Below are 2,504 nucleotides of genomic sequence, written 5' to 3' on the forward strand. Positions count from 1 at the left end.
CGGCTTGAGGCTGGTCGCCGCCGATGCCTCCACCGTCCGTTTCGGCCTGCGCGCCAGCCATGTCAAGCGTGCCGCGCTGCCCGACCAACTCGTGTTCGGCCTCTTCCTGCCTGGCGCTGAGCTGATGCTGGCCGCCTCCCTGCATAGCGTGCATGAGAACGAGCGTCAAATGCTGTTCGAGCACCTGGATCGCCTCTCCAGCGACGATCTCCTGCTGCTCGATCGGGGCTATCCTTGCCGATGGCTGCCTGCCGTCCTGAATCAGCGCGGCATCCCTTTTTGCATGCGCGTCGAGCAATCCGGCAACGGCGGCTTTGCTTGCGTACGTCAGTTTCTGCGCTCAGGACTGGACGAGCAAATCGTCACCCTGCGTGCCCCAGATCATCGCGACGCAGTCGATTACGAATGTCCTGCCGTCGCGCTAACCGTACGCCTGGTCCGTCACGTGGCATCCACCGGCAAGGTACGCGTCCTGATGACCAATTTACTCGACAGCGCACGCTATCCGGCCAACCAGTTTGGCGATCTCTATCATCAGCGCTGTCGAATAGAGGAAGCGCTCAAGCGCCTCAAGCACCGGTTAAGCCTCGAGCATGTTTCCGGGCTGTCACAACGGGCTGTGGCACAAGATCTCGCCGCCCGGGTGCTGTGCGACAACCTGCAGGCATTGACCACCCTGACGGCCCACACCTGCCATGAATTGCCGCCAGACCGACGCATCAACCGCGCTTACGTGCATTCCGTGCTCAAGCCTCTACTGCCATCCCTGTTGCTCGGCATCGCCGCGGCAACCTCGCTGGCGGACGCTCTGGCCCTCATCGCGCGCCATACCTTCCGTCATCGGCCAGGAATCTCAAAGCCACGCAAACCCCGCTCGAAACCCCACAAATCCATGACGCAAAAACCCTGCTGAAAGATCTCAATTTCTTAACTTGGGTGGATTGGTGCTCAATGGCAGTGAGTTCTTGATGCGAGACGTCGCCCAAATCCATGCCTTTGGGGAGGAATTCGCGGATCGGGCCGGCGGCATGTTCGTTGAAACCGCGCTGCCAAGGGCTGTGGGCATCGCAAAAGAAGATGTTCTTATGCAGGCGCTTGCTCAGGGTTTCGTGCATAGCTCATCTCCGAGCCGAGATAAAGTCATGCATGGACGCCCCCGGGTTTGCCAAGTCTTCATGTTGCGATGTTTCAAAGGTATGGTTGCAGCCATGCATCCGGACTTTGGTGCCAGGCGCAGGCCGGCTGTCCCTGATGGAATTTGCTGACGAGGTCCCGATCAAATGTGCGAGCTCACGGCTCTTCGACAATATAGGGTTTTGCTCGTCACGGTCTGACCTTCTTGCCATCACATCATGATCGCCCAGGCAATCAGTGGAAGTGTCTTTCTGTTGCTACGCCGCTAACGGCTGAGATGTTACATATTCGGTATGGCGGGTTGATAGTGGCTGCAGTATTGGCGGTCGCGAGCCAATAGGGCCCACACGATCCGTGCGTTTTTGTTGGCCAGCGCGACGGCCGCAACATTGCGATTGCGACGCTCTAGTAGACGAGCTAGCCATCCCTGCATGTCATCCTTTCGCCGGGCCGCCTAGATGACAGCACGTGCGCCGTGGATCAGCAATGTTCGCAAGTAAGTGTCCCCTCGCTTACTGATCCCGAGCAGGGTATTTTTTCCGCCGCTCGAGTTCTCTGGGTACTAGCCCGAGCCACGCGGCAAGTTGGCGCCCGCTGGCGAAGCTTCTTGCATCGCCGACCGAAGCGACTAACGCGCTTGCCGTGATCGGACCAATTCCAGGAACCTGCGCCAGTTTTAGGCTGGCCTCGTTTTCCCGGTGCCACCTCTGGATCTGTGTCTCAAGTTCACGAACCTGTCTATCGAGTTCCTTCAGATGCGCCATCAAGCGTTCAACCAGCAACCGGAAGGAACCGCTCAGGTCGTTACTCGCGTCTTCAATTAGCTCTGGCACGCGACGGGCTATGTTCGTAATTCCTAGTGGAATGACGAGTCCAAACTCGCTGAGAAGTCCGCGGATCTGATTGGCTTGTGCTGTGCGGGCTTTTACGAACCCCTGCCGTACACGATGTAGTGACAGTACCGATTGCTGTTGAGGTCCGTTAATTCTGCTACTGGGTGCACTAATTCCGCTAATACAGCCGACGTGATGATATTTGAAGAAGTTGTCGATGGTGTTTGCTGACCAGCATGAGCAATCGATCCATGTTGCGTGCACGACGCGTGATCTGTGCCGGAATCGCTCGAGCGTCGTCCCATGCTCTTCGCACACCTCGATATCCGGATCGAGCCATATCCGTTTCCAGCGAGGTGCGGCCACGTCCAAAGGATTGAGCACCAGACACCGGAAGCAGTACGGCAGGGTTGAACGGTTTCTCACCCAGCCGGACGGTGTCTGAATTCGTGCAAGCCGGTCCGGGTTCAGACGCGCGAGCGCCGACAGTGCAACGAGTGTACGTTCGGGTAGCGGAGCGAACAGGATCCAGCCGGC

1 protein-coding gene and 2 pseudogenes are annotated in these 2,504 nt (G+C 58.2%); 1 reads left to right on the forward strand and 2 read right to left on the reverse strand.

Annotation, left to right across the window (positions count from 1 at the left end):
- On the forward strand, positions 1 to 913 hold a 913-nt coding region (locus BSU04_RS38565; protein WP_089165489.1), incomplete at its 5' end, for a transposase.
- 28 nt (positions 914 to 941) lie between these two features.
- On the opposite strand, the pseudogene BSU04_RS48260 reads toward BSU04_RS38565, so the two are convergent.
- Both BSU04_RS48260 and BSU04_RS38575 read right to left on the reverse strand, forming a co-directional pair.
- A pseudogene (locus BSU04_RS48260) lies at positions 942 to 1,079 on the reverse strand (IS30 family transposase); the annotation flags it as partial.
- A 335-nt stretch (positions 1,080 to 1,414) separates the two neighbouring features.
- A pseudogene (locus BSU04_RS38575) lies at positions 1,415 to 2,105 on the reverse strand (IS110 family transposase); the annotation flags it as partial.
- Positions 2,106 to 2,504 lie beyond the last annotated feature (399 nt).

The organism is Caballeronia sordidicola, assembly GCF_002220365.1.
In the GTDB taxonomy this organism is placed as follows: domain Bacteria; phylum Pseudomonadota; class Gammaproteobacteria; order Burkholderiales; family Burkholderiaceae; genus Caballeronia; species Caballeronia sordidicola_C.